Origin of the sequence: Cobetia sp. AM6 (assembly GCF_009617955.1) — a bacterium.
In the GTDB taxonomy this organism is placed as follows: domain Bacteria; phylum Pseudomonadota; class Gammaproteobacteria; order Pseudomonadales; family Halomonadaceae; genus Cobetia; species Cobetia amphilecti.
Genome location: NZ_AP021868.1, coordinates 3,459,418 through 3,475,618 on the forward strand (window position 1 = coordinate 3,459,418; position 16,201 = coordinate 3,475,618).

At 63.6% G+C, this 16,201-nt stretch carries 15 protein-coding genes; 12 read left to right on the plus strand and 3 right to left on the minus strand.

The window, feature by feature from the left end; genetic code table 11:
• Positions 1-48: 48 nt before the first annotated feature.
• Together CLAM6_RS14535 and CLAM6_RS14540 are read right to left on the minus strand one after the other, a co-directional pair.
• Positions 49-738: a glutathione S-transferase C-terminal domain-containing protein gene (locus CLAM6_RS14535; RefSeq protein ID WP_153636974.1), complete on the minus strand. Its 690-nt coding sequence runs from the start codon at positions 736-738 to the stop codon at positions 49-51.
• Positions 739-824: 86 nt separating this feature from the next.
• Positions 825-1,544 carry a glutathione S-transferase N-terminal domain-containing protein gene (locus tag CLAM6_RS14540; RefSeq protein ID WP_153636485.1) on the minus strand — a complete coding sequence of 240 codons (720 nt, stop codon included), beginning with the start codon at positions 1,542-1,544 and terminating at the stop codon, positions 825-827.
• 389 nt (positions 1,545-1,933) lie between these two features.
• Between CLAM6_RS14540 and CLAM6_RS14545 the strand changes: the two genes are divergently transcribed.
• Both CLAM6_RS14545 and CLAM6_RS14550 read left to right on the plus strand, forming a co-directional pair.
• Positions 1,934-3,493: a carbon-nitrogen hydrolase family protein gene (locus CLAM6_RS14545; RefSeq protein ID WP_054555679.1), complete on the plus strand. Its 1,560-nt coding sequence runs from the start codon at positions 1,934-1,936 to the stop codon at positions 3,491-3,493.
• Between the two features lie 4 nt (positions 3,494-3,497).
• Complete coding sequence (locus CLAM6_RS14550; protein WP_153636486.1) at positions 3,498-4,343, plus strand: zinc-dependent peptidase; 846 nt, start codon at positions 3,498-3,500, stop codon at positions 4,341-4,343.
• A 213-nt stretch (positions 4,344-4,556) separates the two neighbouring features.
• Here CLAM6_RS14550 and CLAM6_RS14555 read toward each other — a convergent pair whose 3' ends face one another.
• On the minus strand, positions 4,557-5,480 hold the full coding sequence (locus CLAM6_RS14555; protein WP_153636487.1) for a LysR family transcriptional regulator: 924 nt from the start codon (positions 5,478-5,480) through the stop codon (positions 4,557-4,559).
• Positions 5,481-5,680: 200 nt separating this feature from the next.
• Here CLAM6_RS14555 and CLAM6_RS14560 point away from each other — a divergent pair, with 200 nt between their 5' ends.
• The 10 genes from CLAM6_RS14560 (at position 5,681) to CLAM6_RS14605 (ending at position 16,050) form a co-directional block, all read left to right on the plus strand.
• The gene (locus CLAM6_RS14560) at positions 5,681-6,913 is read left to right on the plus strand and encodes a TauD/TfdA family dioxygenase (RefSeq protein ID WP_242007692.1); all 1,233 of its coding nucleotides are present in this window, start codon (positions 5,681-5,683) and stop codon (positions 6,911-6,913) included.
• A 131-nt stretch (positions 6,914-7,044) separates the two neighbouring features.
• Positions 7,045-8,247 (plus strand): GGDEF domain-containing protein, encoded by a 1,203-nt coding sequence (locus tag CLAM6_RS14565; RefSeq protein WP_153636488.1) that lies wholly within the window; start codon positions 7,045-7,047, stop codon positions 8,245-8,247.
• A gap of 171 nt (positions 8,248-8,418) precedes the next feature.
• On the plus strand, positions 8,419-8,976 hold the full coding sequence (locus CLAM6_RS14570) for a lipocalin family protein (protein ID WP_153636489.1): 558 nt from the start codon (positions 8,419-8,421) through the stop codon (positions 8,974-8,976).
• Between the two features lie 287 nt (positions 8,977-9,263).
• Positions 9,264-10,082 (plus strand): DUF1338 domain-containing protein, encoded by an 819-nt coding sequence (locus CLAM6_RS14575; protein WP_153636490.1) that lies wholly within the window; start codon positions 9,264-9,266, stop codon positions 10,080-10,082.
• Positions 10,079-11,101 (plus strand): succinylglutamate desuccinylase, encoded by a 1,023-nt coding sequence (locus tag CLAM6_RS14580; RefSeq protein ID WP_153636491.1) that lies wholly within the window; start codon positions 10,079-10,081, stop codon positions 11,099-11,101. Before CLAM6_RS14575 ends, CLAM6_RS14580 begins: the two co-directional genes overlap by 4 nt.
• Positions 11,102-11,689: 588 nt before the next feature.
• Positions 11,690-12,484: an ABC transporter ATP-binding protein gene (locus CLAM6_RS14585; protein WP_172978744.1), complete on the plus strand. Its 795-nt coding sequence runs from the start codon at positions 11,690-11,692 to the stop codon at positions 12,482-12,484.
• Between the two features lie 175 nt (positions 12,485-12,659).
• Entirely contained in the window at positions 12,660-13,484 is an 825-nt protein-coding gene (locus CLAM6_RS14590; RefSeq protein WP_153636492.1) for a transporter substrate-binding domain-containing protein, read from the plus strand.
• A 41-nt stretch (positions 13,485-13,525) separates the two neighbouring features.
• Positions 13,526-14,242 carry an ABC transporter permease gene (locus tag CLAM6_RS14595; RefSeq protein WP_043334396.1) on the plus strand — a complete coding sequence of 239 codons (717 nt, stop codon included), beginning with the start codon at positions 13,526-13,528 and terminating at the stop codon, positions 14,240-14,242.
• Between the two features lie 41 nt (positions 14,243-14,283).
• On the plus strand, positions 14,284-15,036 hold the full coding sequence (locus CLAM6_RS14600) for an ABC transporter permease (RefSeq protein WP_153636976.1): 753 nt from the start codon (positions 14,284-14,286) through the stop codon (positions 15,034-15,036).
• Between the two features lie 249 nt (positions 15,037-15,285).
• Positions 15,286-16,050 (plus strand): transporter substrate-binding domain-containing protein, encoded by a 765-nt coding sequence (locus CLAM6_RS14605; protein WP_153636493.1) that lies wholly within the window; start codon positions 15,286-15,288, stop codon positions 16,048-16,050.
• Positions 16,051-16,201 lie beyond the last annotated feature (151 nt).

Here is a 16,201-nt window from a genome sequence, read left to right on the forward strand (position 1 = left end):
CTCTACAATTTCACAGCTTCACGACTTCACAGCAGCACTGACTGCCCGTCAGGATTGCTGGCCGAACAGATGACGGCGCGCCTCCTCATCCATCGCCACATTGGCGGCCGGATTGATGTCATCGATACGCGTCATTGCCCGCTTGACGCCGTCACGCTCGGCGATGCGGGCGCGATAGGCGGCGACCGCCGGGAAGCGGGCCAGATCGATCTCCTGCTTCTCGGCCTTCAGCCACGGCCAGATGGCCATGTCGGCGATGCTCAACTCGTCCCCCGCCACGAAGTCACGCCCCGCAAGCTGGCGCTCCAGCACGCCGTAGAGGCGCTCGCCTTCCTTGTGATAGCGCTCGATGGCGTATTCCACCGGTTCTGGCGCGTAGTGCTTGAAGTGGTGCACCTGACCGAGCATCGGCCCCAGGCCGCCCATCTGCCAGTGCAACCACTGCAGCACATCATTACGCGCGCGCGTCTCGCGCGGCAGGAACTTGCCGCATTTGTCGGCCAGGTACTCCAGAATCGCGCCGGACTCGAACACCGAGATCGGCTCACCGCCATCAGCAGGCGCATGGTCGACGATCGCCGGCATGCGATTGTTGGGCGAGATGGCCAGAAACTCCGGCGCGAACTGCTCGCCCTTGCTGATGTTCACCGGAATGAGACGGTACTCGAGTCCGGCTTCCTCCAGAAAGATCGTGATCTTGTGGCCGTTGGGCGTGGTCCAGTAATACAGATCGATCATCATGGGCTCCTTGTCTGGAACAGCACGACATGGCCCGAACGCCCTTCAGCGTTCGGGCCATGAGAAAGGTCATCTCCGATGCGAGATTACTGCGCAATCTCGCTGGCACGTGGCGCCTTGCGCGCCATGCCGTCGTAGAGATCCATCATGCGCTCGCGCCACTGCACCAGCGGATCACTGGGGTCTTCCGTCTCGCCGAAGGGCGAGGTGTCAGAGACGATATGGGCCCAGATGAAGAAACCGAAGATCAGGTAATCTGCCGCCGCCGGGGCATCACCATCCATGAAAGGCTGATTGGCGAGTAGGCCACGCAGCGGCTTGAAGGCGCTGTCGAGAATGCCGCGCGCGATCTCGACGTTATGGAACTCCTCGAAGGACATGCCGAAGCGGGCTTCACGGGCGCTCTGGAAGTACTCGCGGTCACCCGGGTGAATGGCCTGCACCAGATCCAGCGCCACCAGGCGGAAGAAGCCGACGGCCATGACCTGCTCGGCATAGACCTTGACGAAATTCAGACGCGCCTGCGCCTGGGCATCACCGATCAGCGGGCCATTGCCGGCGTTCGGATAATGCGCGTCCAGATGCTTGAAGATGTCATAGCTGTCCATCGCCACGCCGTGCGCATCCTTGAGCACCGGCACCGTGGTGGAATCGCAGAAGTCGATCGGGCTCTTGTCGGTGAACAGCATCGGCACGAGTTCTGCCTCGATGCCCTTGTGCGCCAGGGCCAGACGTGCGCGCCAGCAGAACGGCGAGAAACGCAGGCGGTCATCACGGCCACGCAATTCATAGAGGACTGGGGTCATGCGGGTCTCCTGGGGTGTCATTGAGGTCTGGTGTCACTAAGGCCTGGGGTCATTGGGGCCTGGGGTCATTCAAGCTTGATATGAACGGCGTGACTTCGCTGCGCGCGTCCTGCCCCTGGCAATGTTTTGGACGTTGTGCCGCGCAAATGCAAGCAAAATGAGCATTCGTTCAATATCGCACCGAGCGCCATTCAGGGCGCCAGGGCTCGCCGGCCCTTGCAGTGACGCGAGGTTGGACCCATTGATGAGGGTTGCGTGACCAGGGCCGGACATTGACCAAAGGATATTGATGACACCCGGCCTCGACAGCGCGAATAATGGGGCCTATCACTTTCGCGCCAGCCACTTCCTGCCCTGATCCCCTCTTTCATTATTTCCAAGGAGTCTCGATGTCCGTCGAAGACCTGCACCTGAACCTGCGCAACCTGCAGGAATCGGACTACCCCCAGCTCAAGCGCCTGATGGACGGCATCTACGACGACATCGGTGGCGCCTGGCCTGAGCACACCATCAACCGTCTGATCGCCGAATTCCCCGATGGCCAGATCGTGATCGAGGATGGCGACAGGCTGGTCGGTGTCGCCCTGACGGCGCTGGTGGATTACGACGCCTTCTCCAACCCGCACAAGTACGACGACCTGATCGGTCAGCGCGAGATCATCCTCAACAAGGAGGATGGCGATGCGCTTTACGGTCTGGATGTGCTGATCGACGTCGACTACCGCGGCTATCGCCTCGGTCGCCGCCTGTACGAGGCGCGCAAGGACCTGTGCCGCTCGATGAATCTGCGCTCGATTCTGGCCGGTGGACGCATTCCCCAGTACCACGAATACGCCGCCGAGCTCTCGCCCTCCGAGTACATCGACAAGGTGGAGCGTCGCGAGATCCATGACCCCATCCTGTCGTTCCAGCTGGCCAACGGCTTCCTGGTCAAGCGCCTGCTGCGCCAGTACCTGCCGGAAGACGAGGATTCCCAGGGCTACGCCACGCTGCTGGAGTGGAGCAACATCCTGTTCGAGCCCGCCGAGCGCGTGCTGGAAAGCCGCAAGACGATGATTCGCGTCGGCGCCGTGCAATGGCAGATGCGCAAGTTCGACAGTGTCGAATCCGTGCTGCAACAGGTCGAGTACTACGTCGACGCCCTGTCGGATTACCAGAGTGACTTCGCCGTCTTCCCGGAGCTGTTCAACACGCCGTTGATCGGCCTTTTGGAAGACCAGAGTGACCCGGTGCGTTGCATCCGCTACCTCGCCGGCTTCACCGAGCGCTTCAAGCAGGAAATCTCGCGCATGGCGGTGGCCTACAACATCAACATCGTGGCCGGTTCCATGGTCGAGATCGGCGACGACAACGAGCTCTACAACGTCACCTACCTGTGTCACCGCGATGGCGAGATCGACCGTCAGGCCAAGCTGCACATCACGCCGCAGGAGCGCCGCGACTGGATCATCAAGGGCGGTGACGAGCTGGCCGTGTTCGAGACCGACGCCGGACGCATCGGCATGTTGATCTGCTACGACGTGGAGTTCCCGGAACTGTCGCGTCTGCTGGCCGATCAGGACATGGATATCCTGATGGTGCCGTTCTGGACCGACACCAAGAACAGCTACCTGCGCGTGCGCAACTGCGCCCAGGCGCGTGCCATCGAGAACGAATGCTACGTGGTGGTCTGCGGCAGCGTCGGCAACCTGCCGTCGATCGAGAGCCTCGACATCCAGTACGCCCAGTCAGCGGTGTTCTCGCCGTCGGACTTCTCCTTCCCGCATGACGCGGTGATGGCCGAGACCACGCCGAACACCGAGATGATCATGTTCTCGGATCTCGATCTGGAACGTCTCAAGGTGGTGCGCAGCGAAGGCTCGGTGACCAACCTGAAGGACCGCCGCAAGGACCTCTTCGAGCTGCGTCTGCGTGACTGGTCGTGGAAGTCCGGCAGCCGTCAGGACTGAGCCGATGACGCACTGGTGGCAACGGCTGTGGCAGCGCCCCGCTCGCCACGGCCGTGACAGCTCAGCTCCCGACGCCGGCACTGTCTCGGCCGCATCCCCCGCTGGCGAGACAGCGCAGAATGACGCGTGGCAGGCAGTCCGCGAGCGCCTGCCGATTCTCGATGGGCTCGACGCCGAGGCACTGGCGCGTCTTGAACGGCGCGCCCGCCATCAGCTGAGCGACTGGAGGCTGACCAGCGCCGAGCCGCTCGCACAGGTCGAGGCACTGGCACTGGCCGCTCAGGCGATGCTGCTGCTCAACGGCTGGGCGCATGCCGAACGCTGGCAGGACGCCGGCGCTCGCGTGCACGAGATCATGCTGCCGCTGCAGGCCATCCGCCGTGAGGTGGAAGAGATGGATGACGCCGGTGTGGTGCATGTCTTCGAGGACACCCGCGCCGGCGAGACCTGGTACCAAGGGCCGGTGGTGGTCACCCAACAGGACCTGGCCGCCAGCGGTGACTGGAGCGGCTTCAACGTGGTGATCCATGAATTCGCCCACAAGCTCGACATGGCCAACGCCACCGATGCCGATGGCTTTCCGCCCCTGCCGCGCCATATCAGCGCGGCGGAGTGGCACGCCACCTTCACTGCCGTGTGGGATGACCTGAGCGCGCGCCTGTCACGCGGTGAGCCGACGCCCATCGATGACTACGCCGCCAGCCACCCCGCCGAATGCTTCGCCGTCTGCTGCGAGTATTTCTTCAGCGCACCGGATGAGCTAAATGCGGCCTATCCGGCGCTGTATGCCCTGCTGGAACGCTTCTTCCAGCAGTCGCCATTGGCGCGCTGCCCGCCGCCTTCCGACTGACCGCGCCTGACAGACCTGACCACACGCCTGGCAGATCTGACCACACGCTTGGCAGACAAGCCGCCAGCAAGGCGAGGAAATCGCGATAGAGAAGAGATAGCGGTCGCTTACCGCGCCGGGCATCGCCTCAAGCTAACGGTATATCGTTCGAAGGCGCATCAGTAGACACGCCGACTCGCTCAGCAGAGGTCGCAAAAGCCACCTCTGCATCGCTCACTGTGGCTCCGCCAACAGATAATCCCAGACACGCTGTGCGGTGGGCCGCATCGGGCGCTGATTGGAGCGCACCAGCCAGAAGTTCTGCTCGGCGGGAATCGTCAGCGCGAAGACCTGCTCCAGCCCGCCATTGCCGGACGCCAGCCATTGCCGGAAATGGCCTTCATGCACCAGCGCCACCCCCATGCCGAGCCGCGCCATTTCCAGCGTCATCACCTGGGTATCACAGCTGATGGTGGAGGTCGTCTTCTCCAGCCCCAGTTGATCTGCCGCCACCAGCCAGCGCCGCCAGCCCACCGCAAAGCCTGCGGCATGCAGCAGCGTCATGCCGGCCAGGTCCGCCGCCGTGGTCAGCTGCGCGCTCAGCGCCGGACTCGCCACGACGGCCATTCTCTCCTGCCCTGCCCCCACCTGGATCGCCTCTACCTGCGGCCAGTCGCCCTGGCCGTAGCGCAGCTCGATATCCACCTGCTCGCCATCGAAGTCGCTCTGCCAGAAGGCACTGACCAGACGCAGCGCGATCTCGGGCTGATCACGATGGAAGTTCGCCAGCCGCGGCAACAGCCAGGCCTGCTGGCTCATCGGGGTCGCCCGCAGGCTGACCGGCGCGGCGCGCGAGGGGCCGAAGACTTCCAGCGTGCCTTCCTGAAGGCGCTGGAAGCCATCCTGCAGCGCTGGCAACCAGGCCTGACCGGCCGGCGTCAGATTGAGGCTGCGGGCGTGACGCACGAACAATGGCTGGCCAAGGCGGTCCTCCAGCTGGCGAATCCGCTGGCTAATGGCCGACTGGGTGACACTGAGCTCCTCGGCGGCACGCGTGAAGCTCATCAGGCGCGCAGCGGCTTCGAAGGCCTGCAACCAGGCCAGCGGCGGCAGGGGGCGCGGCAAGGCATCCGGCGTCGTGGGGGAAGGTTCGTGCATGGCTATCTCGCATCAGAGCATGAAGGTCAATCGGCACACATTAGCTCAGCTAAGTCATGGCCGTCATATTTCGCGTTGGCCAGCCGTGATGACGAGGGGGACAATGGCCTCATTCTCGGGTCACGGCTCAGCCATACGACCCAGCCACGCGACACGCGTCGGCTCACCTGCTACTGCACACACGACATAGGACGGCGCCCATGGAGACTCTCATCGCATCTGCCCCTGACACCCAAGGCACTGAAGCGTCACAGGCACGCCATCAGTGGGACATGAAGGAATACCTGCCCCATCACGAGGGCGCGCCGCTGGTGAAGGCAGACCACGACGAGACCCTGGCGTCACTGGCATGGGCCAGCGGTGAGCAGACCCGACTGCCGCTGATCTGGCTGCGCGACCACTGCGCCTGCGATCTCTGCCGTCATCCGCAGACCTTCGAGCGCACCTTCATGCTGATGGACGACGCGGCCCTGACGGTGCACCAGATGCGTGTCGAGCAGGGCAATCTCGTCGTCGTCTGGCAGGACGGCCACACCAGCCGCTTCGATGCCGGCTGGTTGCTGCAACGTCGTCCGAGTGATGCGCCGCCGGCCACGCCGGTCCCTGCAAGCCAGGCCTGGCAGCAGGGCCATGAGCCTCACGTCACCGCCTTTGCCGACTACATGGCCGGTGGACAGGCGCGCCTGGGCTGGCTGGAAGCGCTGTGCCGCGACGGCTTCGCGATTCTGGATGCCGGCCCGACGGCAGGCGGCGAGATCGACCAGGTGGCCGCGACCATCGGCCCGATCCGCGCGACCAACTTCGGTGGCCGTTTCGAGGTCTTCTCCAAGCAGGCGCCCAACAACGCCGCCTACACGCCGATCGCACTGGAACTGCACACCGACCTGCCCAACTGGCGTCAGCCGCCAGACATCCAGATGCTCTACTGCCTGGCCAATGAGGCCGAAGGCGGAGACTCCATCTTCGGAGACGGCATGGCGGTCGCCGAAGCCCTGCGCGAGCGGGACCCGCAGGCCTTCAGGCTGCTGGCCGAGACTCCGGTGGACTTCCGCTTTGCCGACGAGACCACCGACCTGGTGGTGCGCGAGCCGGTGATCCATCTGGATGCCAACGACAAGGTCATCGAGGTGCGCTTCAACAACTGGATCCGCGACAGCCTGCGCCTGCCGCTGGAACAGATGCAGGCCTGGTACAGCGCCTATCGCCAGTACTGGAGCATCCTGCGGGAACCGGCCTTCCGCCTGCATCTCAAGCTGGAAGCCGGCCAGATGGTGGCCTTCGACAACCGCCGCGTGATGCACGGACGCAAGTCCTTCGACCCGACGACCGGCCGCCGCCACCTGCAGGGCTGCTATGTGGATTACGACATGGTGGAATCCGCGCTGCGCGTCACGGCGCGCCAGCTGGCCGGTGCCAACCTCACTCAGTCGTGAGCACGAAAGCTCTCATGCCGCGGAGTACTTGAAATAGCGTTGAACCGCACGCAAAGGTTGCGGCGGTTCCTCCAGGGCATACCACGCAAGGCAGTGGCATCCTGAGAGTCTGGCAACTCAGGTATCGCCCCATGAATCCCATGACACTCTGCTTTGCGGATGACACCCTGGAACGACGTTATCGGCGTCGACAGATCGAGACCTCACACAAGCTCAGCCGGATCACCATCCCGCTGAGCTGTCTGCTGTTCGCGTCCTATGGGCTGATCGAGCTCAGTCTGCTGGAGCACTACGAGCCCTACCTGCTGCTGCGCACCAGCGTTCTGATCGGCGTGTTGGGCCTGTTCCTGCTGTCACGCCTCCCGCGTTTCCGACACCACGTCAACGGCATCCTGTGCCTGGCCTCGCTGGTGGCAGCGCTGGGGACGCTGGCGATGTTCCATGTGGGGGACGGTCACGCCGGAGAGCACCTGGTGGAGAGCCACGCCGCCGGACAGCATGAGGACGAGCATGGTGACTTCCCGGTCTACTTCGTCGCCCTGTTGCTGGTGGTCTTCTGGACCTACACCCTGCTGGGACTGCAGTTCATCTATGCCATGGCCTGCGGACTGCTGATATGGATGGGCTGCACCGTCAGCTGCGCGCTGATGCATCTTGGCTCCGATACACTAGTGGAGGTCAACGAAGTCTTCTTCATGATGGCCGTCAATATGCTGGCAGGCCTTAGCGCCTACTCGCGCGAGCGCCAGAGCCGGCAACTCTTCCTGCATGAATGCCATATCACCGGCGAGCGGGACGATCTGCGCGACCACGCGATGTGCGACTCGCTCACCGGGCTGCTCAACCGGCGCGCCCTGCTGGCACGCCTCGACCAGATACTCGACATCCAGACTCCCGGCACGGTGCAGGCCGCACTGTTCATCGACCTCGATGGCTTCAAGCCCGTCAATGACCGCCACGGCCATGCCATCGGCGATGAAGTGCTGCGCATCACCGGCGAGCGCCTGGGCAACACCCTGCGCGGCAACGATATCGTCGGCCGCCTGGGAGGCGATGAATTTCTGGTACTGATCAGCCGTGAAGGCAACGGCCGCAAGGGCCCGGAGCAGCTGGCGGAGCGTCTGATCGACGCCATCAGCCGTCCCATCACGCTGGAAGTGGATGGCGAGCCGCTGATCATCGCCGTCAGCGCCAGCATCGGCATCAGCCTGTTCCCCTTCTCGGGCGCCACGCCGGAAACGGTCATCGCGCGCGCCGACAGCGCCATGTACGAGGCCAAGCAACGCGGTCGGGGCGTCGTCGTCACCGGCAATCCGCTCCGCCTGGTACTGTGACGATCGACGCTCGGCGCCTCGAGTATGTCGCCGCGCCACCCTCCCTCTTGAGACAGCGGCAGACGCCCCAATGAGACAAGGATGCCGTTGCGTCCTTTTTCTCATGACCCGCATCACGCCAGAACGCCCCACGACTCATCAATGGGGCGTCCTGGCGCATGGAGCCTGCCAATGACACGCCTGCCGCATCTTGCCTTCTCTCTAATCGGTCTCGGTCTCCTCGGCGGCTGCGCCGGAGTCCCCTCCGGCACCCAGCCCGTCGAGGATTTCGAGCTCGAACGTTACTACGGCGAATGGCACGAGATCGCCCGCCTGCCCAACAGCTTCGAGGAGGGCCTGAGCTGCGTCAGCGCCGAATATTCGCCCCGCGAGGACGGCGGCGTGCGCGTCATCAATCGCGGCTACAACGCCGAGCAAGGGCAATGGAGCCAGGCCGAAGGTCGTGCCTACTTCACTCAGGGCAGCGAGACGGCGGCCCTCAAGGTCAGCTTCTTCGGCCCCTTCTATGGCGGTTACAACGTGCTGGCGCTGGATGACGACTATCAATGGTCGCTGGTGGCCGGCGCCGATCGCGACTACCTGTGGATACTGGCGCGTGAGCCGCAGCTGGATGACGACACCTATCAGGCGCTGGTCGAGCAGGCCGCCGAGCTCGGCTTCGCGACCGACGCGCTGATCAAGGTCGAACAGGGCGATGCCTGCCCCTCTCCTGATGACACTGAACGCTGACACCGATAGCTGACACCGAACCCGGTCCCAAGATCCAAGGCCTGACACCAAGGCCTGACACCAAGGTCTAAACCGGCGCGTGACGTTTATATGGTGCGGACAGCCGCTTTCATCCAACCGACCTCGCATCTTGTCACGCGCGCGTGGCTCGCCAATGGTGAGCTGACAATCTTCCGGGGTAGCGCCTCGTCGAGTACGCTGCCCTGATGCCAATCGTTTGATGCTGTCGCCCAGTGCCAGTGACGCCTCGCTGCACTGGGCAACTCAGTTCAGAGGGAGCCCGTGCCATGGATATCCAGCAGTTCTTCAGCGCCCTGTGGGATGACTACGTCGCCATGACGCCCCAGGCCCAAAAGATCCAGGATGCCTTCATCGCTGACGGCGAGACCATCGTCAACGACCACGTCGCCTTCCGCACCTTCGACCGCGGGCCGATCACCCTGAGCGCGCTGGAACCTCACCTGCTGGCGCTGGGCTATACCCGCTTCGCGCCCTATGATTTCCGCGAGAAGAAGCTGCGCGCCTTCGGCTATCTGCCGCCGTCACCCGACATGCCGCGTGTCTTCCTCTCCGAGCTGAAATGCCATGAGTTGTCCGAGCGCGCCCAGGCGATCATCGATGGCCTGGTCAGCCAGATCTCGCCGGATGCCGCCATCCAGCCCTCCGTGCTGTGGTCAGGCCGCCTGTGGAAAGCGCCCAGCTTCGAGCAGTATCAGCGCCTGATGGAAGAGAGCGAGTATGCGGCCTGGCTGTCGATCATCGGCCTGCGCGCCAACCACTTCACCATCAGCGTCAACGCGCTCAGCCATCACGACACTCTCGACAAGGTGCTGACGCGCGTCGAGTCGCTGGGCCTTGGCATCAATCCGGCCGGAGGGCGCATCAAGGGCTCGCCCGAGGTGCTGCTGGAGCAGGCCTCCACCCTCGCCGACCGCCAGACCTTCACCTTCGCCGGTGGCGAGGAGCATGAGATCTCCACCTGCTACTACGAATTCGCGCGCCGCTACCCCGATGCCGATGGCGAGCTGTATCAGGGCTTCGTGGCGGCCAGCGCCGACAAGATCTTCGAATCCACCAATGTTCGCCAGGAGCCGACTGCCTCGTGATTGCCGACTGGCTAGACCTGACACTCGAAGGCCACGCCAGCGCCCGTGGCATGGGTCGTATTCCCGGCGGCCGCTATGAGATCGTCGCACCCGGCGTGCTGGAAATCACCCCCGACGTCACGGGGCCCAGGGCGCGCCCGTGCGTGATCTCCGCCGGTATCCACGGCAACGAGACCGCCCCCATCGAGCTGCTCGGTGAGCTGATCGCGGGCCTGGAGAGCGGCCACCTGATCGTCGGGGCGCCGCTGTTGCTGATTCTGGGCAACCTGCCTGCCATCCGCAGTGGCGAGCGCTTCATCACCACCAATCTCAATCGGCTGTTCAAGCGCGCCGAGGCCAGCGTCACGGGCAACGACTGTCCATCCGATGATGAGCCGGCGCGCGCGCGTCAGCTGATGGCGGCCGTGGACACCTTCTATGCTCGCTTCCCGCTGGCCGAGGGCACGCGCCGCCTGCACTACGACATGCACACCGCCATCCGCGACAGCCTCTATCCGCGCTTCGCGGTGGTGCCCTTCAGTGATGGCGACGCCATCAGCGCATCGCAGTGGCCGATATTGAGCGCCGCCGGCATCCAGGCCGTGCTGCACCAGCATCAGCACAGCTGGACCTTCTCGCACTATTCGCGCCACTACCATGATGCCGACGCCTTCACGCTGGAGCTGGGTCAGGTTCGCCCGTTCGGCGCCAACGACATGGCAGCACTCGCACCGATGAAAGCCCTGCTCGCGGCGCTGGCGACCGGCACGGCACCCGCCGAAGCAGACCCTGAGGCCATCGACTACTTCACGGTGGAAGTGGAACTGATGCGTCAGTCAGCCGACTTCACGCTGTGCTTCAGCGAGGATGTCGCCAACTTCACCGCCTTCGCCCCCGGCAGCGTGGTGGCCGAAGACGCCGCTGCTGGCTCCTGCATCATCGGCGATACGCCACTGCGGGTGGTCTTCCCCAACGCGAAGGTGGAGATAGGCGCCCGCGCCGCCCTGCTGCTGGCCGAGAGCTCGACACCGACAGACTGAGTCACCAGACACTGAACAGACCGGCACTGAGCCACAAGCGCCGGCGTTCTGCCCGTCCATCCCCCTCAGGGCGCAGCACGACGCCGGCGCGATTGCACTGACGAAAGCCTTACTACAACGACAACAGGCGACCTTGATCATGAAGACTCCTCCCCCACGGCCGGACGGCATCCGCGTGCGTCCCTGCAGGCTCCACCAAAGTCGTAACATTCCTCCACGCCAGATAGCGGTGAACCCTGCGTCGAGCTGGTAGAATCGGCCCCCTTTCCCGTCCACGACATGCAAGCACAGGCATTTTTCGCCTGTTGTAGACGGTCACTGGCAGCGAGAACGACGATCAATCGGACTGATCGTGAGGAACTGGCCATGCCCCTGACGGCATTCTCCGCCACTCCTCCCGTGCCACGCCTTGCCGCCTCATCACGTCTGCGTCGCGCACGTCAGCGAGCGAGAGTGAAAAGCAGTGCCAGGCAGCCGTGCCATGTCGGCAACGAACCTGTATCCCGAGCCCGACCGCCCCGCGGCGGACTCGTGGCGTGTCATTGCCCCCAGGGCTGGCAACGTCCGGATTGGAGTAACTGCATGACCATGAGATCTTCCGTGGCCGAGAGCCCGAGCAGCGACGCGCTGCCTCTCGAGGTCCGCAACATCACCAAGTCCTTCGGCACCAATCAGGTGCTCAAGGGCTTGTCACTGCAAGCACGCAAGGGCGATGTCATCACCCTGATCGGCGCATCCGGTTCCGGCAAGAGCACCTTTCTGCGCTGCATGAACCTGCTGGAGCAGCCGGACGGCGGCGACATCTTCGTGCATGGCGAGCAGATCGGCTTCAAGGAAAGCCGCCGTGGCCGCGAACCGATGGACTGGCGTCAGGTCGAGCGCATGCGCGCGCGCCTGTCGATGGTGTTCCAGGGCTTCAATCTGTGGTCGCACATGACGCTGCTGGAAAATGTCATCGAGGCGCCGATCCACGTGCTCGGCAAGCCGAAGAAGGAAGCCATCGCCCACGCACGCAGTCTGCTGGACCGCGTCGGCCTGCTCGAGCGCGCCGACTACTATCCGGCGCAGATGTCCGGTGGCCAGCAGCAGCGCGGCGCCATCGCACGCGCACTAGCGATGGAGCCGGAGGTAATGCTGTTCGACGAGCCGACCTCGGCCCTCGACCCGGAACTGGTCGGTGACGTGCTCAAGGTCATGCGTGACCTGGCCGAGGAAGGCCGCACCATGGTGGTGGTGACCCACGAGATGAGTTTCGCGCGTGATGTCTCGAGCCAGGTGGTCTACCTGCATCAGGGATTGGTCGAGGAAGCCGGCAAGCCGGAAGACGTGCTGGGCAATCCCCAGTCGGAGCGCCTCAAGCAGTTCCTGGCGCCCAAGTACTGACAAAGCGCCCTGATCACCAGTACTGATGAATGGTCCTTGGCCCATCGCTGAGCCTACCGCTCGGCCTGTGGCACATCCCGGCACGGTGATCCCGTGACCGGCACATGATTCAGCACCGCGAGCGCCATGCCAACGGCAAGCCTCGAGGTGTCCAAGACTTCAGGAATGACAAGTAATGAAACAGTTCGCGACACGTGCCCTGCTGGGTCTCACCCTCGGCCTCTCCACCTTCGCCATCGCCACCAGCGCCGCCCAGGCGGCCGATGTGCCGGACCCGCTGCGCCTGGGCATCGACGTGCCCTACGCGCCCTTCGGCTACAAGCTGCCCAGCGGTGAGCTGACCGGTTTCGAGATCGAACTGGGCAACGCCATCTGCGCCCAGCTCGCCACTCACTGCGAATGGACCGAGCAGGACTTCGACGGCATCATCCCGGGCCTGATGGCGCGCAAGTACGACGTCATCATGTCGGCGCTGACCATCAATCCGGAGCGTGAGCGTCAGGTGCTGTTCTCCGAGCCCTACTTCACTCCGCCGTCCGGCTGGTTCGTCAAGGCGGACAGCCCGCTGGCGGGCGCGGATACCCTCGATGCCGAGGCGCTCGCGGGCAAGGTGATCGGGGTGCAGCGCGGCAACCTGCAGGATCACTACGTCACCGACCTCTACGGCCGCACGGCAGAAGTGCGCCGCTACACCAAGCTCGATGACCTGGTGCTGGACATGGACAGCGGCCGCGTCGATGTCGCCTTCCTGGACCTGCCGGTCGGTCAGGACACCCTGGTCAATGCCAACGACGGCAACTTCGTCAACACCGGCAGCGCCATCAGCGAGCCGAAGAAGTACTTCGGCGACGGCTTCGGCATCGCCATGAAGAAGCGCGACCGCAACCTCAAGAAGGCCATCGATGGTGCCCTGGAAGCACTCAAGGCCGATGGCACGCTCAAGCGTCTCAACGACAAGTACTTCGCCAGCGCCGCCACTGCGTCCGACAACCACCAGTAAGCCGCTGAACGGGTTATTCGGCGCTTCACGGGAGATTTCCCATGATTGACCTACAAGGCTACGGGCCCAGCCTGCTGGAAGGTGCCTGGGTCACGGTGCAGCTGGCCGTGCTGGCCCAGCTGCTGGCCATCGCGCTGGGGCTATTGACGGCGACGGCCAAGATGTCGCGCTCCACGCCTCTGCGCTGGCTCGCGACGCTCTACACCACCATCATCCGCGGCGTGCCCGACATCGTGCTGATGCTGCTGCTGTTCTTCGGTGGCCAGATCGGCATCAACATGGTCACCGACTGGCTGTACGACAGCTACGACATCGACGTCTTCGTCAATGTCGATGAGTTCACTGCCGGCGTCGTCACCATCGGCTTCATCTTCGGTGCCTACATGGGCGAGACCTTCCGTGGCGCCTTCATGGCGGTGGATGCCGGGCAGATCGAGGCCGGGCGTGCCTATGGCATGAACGACTGGAAGGTCTTCAAGCGCATTCGCTTCCCACTGATGATGCGCCACGCCCTGCCGGGGCTGGGCAACAACTGGATGGTACTGCTCAAGACCACCGCCCTGGTGTCGGTGATCGGGCTGGTCGACATGGTGCGTGTCGCCAGTGAGGCCGCCAAGGCGACCCACGAGCCCTTCACCTTCCTGTTGCCGGTTGCGGCGGGCTATCTGCTGATCGCCACCGTGTCCGAATGGGGGCTGGCACGTCTCAAGAAGCGCTATAACGCCGGATTCGGGGAGGCCAGCGCATGGAACAACTGAACGATGCAGGCCCCTCAGGCGTCATCGCCCAGCTGGGTCAGATGCTCGAGGATGCGCTGAGCGACAACTACATCTTCACCGCGACCACCCTGTGGCACTACTGGGAAGGGCTGGTCACCACCGTGCAGCTGGTGTGCCTGGCGCTGCTCATCGGCCTGATACTGGCCGTGCCGCTGGCGATCCTGCGCGGCTCGCGTCGTCGCTGGGTGAAGATGCCGGTCTATCTCTACACCTATGTCTTCCGCGGCACGCCGCTGCTGATCCAGCTCTATCTGATCTATTACGGCGTGGTGTTCTTCGACGGTTTCGACATCTCGCTGGGCGTGACCAGTGTGCATATGCCCAGCATCCAGGAGACCTGGCTGTGGGATTACTTCCGTGATCCCTTCGTGCCGGCGCTGCTGGCCTTCGTGCTCAATACCGCGGCCTACACCACCGAGATCTTCCACGGTGCCATCCAGTCGACCCCCAAGGGCGAGATGGAGGCAGCGCGTGCCTACGGCATGTCACGTGGCAAGATGATGCGTCGCATCATTCTGCCCAGTGCCTTCCGCCGGGCGCTGCCGGCCTACGGCAATGAAGTCATCTTCATGCTGCATGCCAGTGCCATCTGCAGCGTGGTGACGCTTCTGGACCTCACCGGCGCCGCGCGTGACATCTACGCACGCTTCTACGCGCCCTTCGAGGCATTCCTGTTCGTCGCCGCCATCTACCTGTGTCTGACCTTCACCATCATTGCCATATTCCGGCAACTGGAGAAACGCCTGCTGGCACACTTGAAACCGTTAAGCTGAACGTCAAAAGCGCCCTTTGGAGGGCGCTTTTTTTATATCAGGATATAACGGCAGGAATTCATCTCGTTTAACGACCGTTTGAATTTGTCCATTGAACCTCTTCACCACAGCCTCGGTCTGGGCTAGTGTGGAGCCACTGGCATGACACGCCCCCTTATGTCCGCGGCTCAGACGGCTGGTGTTCAGGAGGGAGTGTCTGATGCCACTGATCAGCCAGTATGACCAACAACAATGATGGATGGGACTGACATGAAGAAGCTTCTGGGAATCTCCCTGCTGGGTGCAGCATTGATGGCCGGTGGCGCTCAGGCGGCCGAATCGCTGCGCATCGGCGTCGACGTGCCCTACGAGCCGATGGAATACAAGACGCCCGACGGTGAGCTGACCGGTTTCGATATCGAACTGGGCAATGCCATCTGCGCGAAGATCAACCGCGACTGCGAGTGGGTCATCCAGGCGTGGGACGGCATCATTCCCGGCCTGATGGCGCGCAAGTACGACGCCATCATGTCCTCGATGACCATCAATGAGGAACGCCGCGAGAAGGTGCTGTTCTCCGACACCTACATCACCCCGCCGTCCGCCTGGTTCGCCCCGTCCGACAGCGAGCTGAGCGCCACCTCCCAGGAAGCCCTGGCTGACAAGGCCATCGGCGTGCAGCGCGGCACCCTGCAGGACAACTACGTCACCGATCTCTACGGCAAGAATGCCGAGGTCAAGCGCTACACCACCGCCGATGACCTGGTGCTGGACATGGAAGCGGGTCGCCTCGACATCGCCTTCCTCGACTTCCCGGTTGGCAAGTCCACCCTGATCGACGGCGGCAACGGCAACTACAAGGCCGTCGGTGAAGTGGTCACCGAGCCCAAGAAGTACTTCGGCGACGGCTTCGGTATCGCCATGCGCAAGCGTGACAAGGACCTGGCCGAGCAGATCAACGGCGCCCTGGCCGAGCTGAAGGCCGATGGCACCTACGACACCATCCACACCAAGTACTTCGGCGAGAAGCAGTAAGGTCTCCTCAAGCGGCATGCCAGCCATGCCGTGATGCCTGTGCCGAGATGCCTGCACAGTGAGTTGAGCGGCAGCAGACGCAAGTGACATGTACGACAACAAGCCCCGCTGGCATTCGCCGCGGGGCTTTTGCGTTGACCCTTGCTCAAGC

Bases quoted from the DNA above. Each gene is read 5' to 3' on its own strand.
- CLAM6_RS14575 (WP_153636490.1), top strand. From the start codon at position 9,264: ATGGATATCCAGCAGTTCTTCAGCGCCCTGTGGGATGACTACGTCGCC.
- CLAM6_RS14555 (WP_153636487.1), bottom strand. From the start codon at position 5,480: ATGCACGAACCTTCCCCCACGACGCCGGATGCCTTGCCGCGCCCCCTG.
- CLAM6_RS14535 (WP_153636974.1), bottom strand. From the start codon at position 738: ATGATCGATCTGTATTACTGGACCACGCCCAACGGCCACAAGATCACG.
- CLAM6_RS14560 (WP_242007692.1), top strand. From the start codon at position 5,681: ATGGAGACTCTCATCGCATCTGCCCCTGACACCCAAGGCACTGAAGCG.
- CLAM6_RS14585 (WP_172978744.1), top strand. From the start codon at position 11,690: ATGAGATCTTCCGTGGCCGAGAGCCCGAGCAGCGACGCGCTGCCTCTC.
- CLAM6_RS14550 (WP_153636486.1), top strand. From the start codon at position 3,498: ATGACGCACTGGTGGCAACGGCTGTGGCAGCGCCCCGCTCGCCACGGC.
- CLAM6_RS14540 (WP_153636485.1), bottom strand. From the start codon at position 1,544: ATGACCCCAGTCCTCTATGAATTGCGTGGCCGTGATGACCGCCTGCGT.
- CLAM6_RS14590 (WP_153636492.1), top strand. From the start codon at position 12,660: ATGAAACAGTTCGCGACACGTGCCCTGCTGGGTCTCACCCTCGGCCTC.
- CLAM6_RS14545 (WP_054555679.1), top strand. From the start codon at position 1,934: ATGTCCGTCGAAGACCTGCACCTGAACCTGCGCAACCTGCAGGAATCG.
- CLAM6_RS14605 (WP_153636493.1), top strand. From the start codon at position 15,286: ATGAAGAAGCTTCTGGGAATCTCCCTGCTGGGTGCAGCATTGATGGCC.
- CLAM6_RS14595 (WP_043334396.1), top strand. From the start codon at position 13,526: ATGATTGACCTACAAGGCTACGGGCCCAGCCTGCTGGAAGGTGCCTGG.
- CLAM6_RS14600 (WP_153636976.1), top strand. From the start codon at position 14,284: ATGCTCGAGGATGCGCTGAGCGACAACTACATCTTCACCGCGACCACC.
- CLAM6_RS14570 (WP_153636489.1), top strand. From the start codon at position 8,419: ATGACACGCCTGCCGCATCTTGCCTTCTCTCTAATCGGTCTCGGTCTC.
- CLAM6_RS14565 (WP_153636488.1), top strand. From the start codon at position 7,045: ATGAATCCCATGACACTCTGCTTTGCGGATGACACCCTGGAACGACGT.